1 protein-coding gene is annotated in these 689 nt (G+C 62.8%); it reads left to right on the forward strand.

What is annotated here, in order from left to right; genetic code table 11:
• Positions 1 to 329: 329 nt before the first annotated feature.
• Positions 330 to 689 (forward strand): protein-export chaperone SecB (locus tag EN781_RS33605; protein WP_127400783.1); only part of this gene is annotated, 360 nt, incomplete at its 3' end.

Raw genomic sequence — 689 nt, forward strand, 5'->3', positions numbered from 1 at the left:
GCCGCATAGTGCTGGCGACCAGCTTCAGCGCCGGCTTCCAGGCGCGGCCGCGCGGCAAGACAATCGATCTCGACGACAGCGACTATTCGCGCGCCGACGGTTATACGCGCGGGCCCGACCACAATTCGCCCTGGCGCCGCCTCAAGGACGACTAGGCAATTTCCGGTCAAGTGTCTCAAGGTTCGCCGGCAGGAATCTGCGACAGAGATAGGCAACAACTGTGATCCCGCGCTGAGGCGGCAAACCTTGTCTTGTCATGCCGACCATGGTAGCGAACGCCCGGTTTCAATCCGGTCAGCAAGGCTGCCCAGGCAAAAGGACAAAGGCTCATGGCCAGCAAAGACGACGCGCCGACCGGCGCCGCCAACGGCAACGGCAACGCGCAGCCGACACTCAACGTGCTCGCCCAGTATGTGAAGGATCTGTCCTTCGAGAGCCCCGGCGCGCCGAATTCGCTGCGCGGCCGCGACAAGGCTCCCGGCATCGCCATCAATGTCAACGTCAACGCCAATCCGCTGTCGGACAAGCAGTTCGACGTCAACCTGACGCTGAACGCCAAGGCCTCCTTCGACCAGGAAGTGCTGTTCAACGTCGAGCTGGTCTATGGCGGCGTCTTCGCCATCAGCGGCTTCCCGCAGGAGCACATGCTGCCGATCCTGTTCATCGAATGCCCGCGGCTGCTATTCCCC

Source organism: Mesorhizobium sp. M4A.F.Ca.ET.090.04.2.1 (assembly GCF_003999085.1).
In the GTDB taxonomy this organism is placed as follows: domain Bacteria; phylum Pseudomonadota; class Alphaproteobacteria; order Rhizobiales; family Rhizobiaceae; genus Mesorhizobium.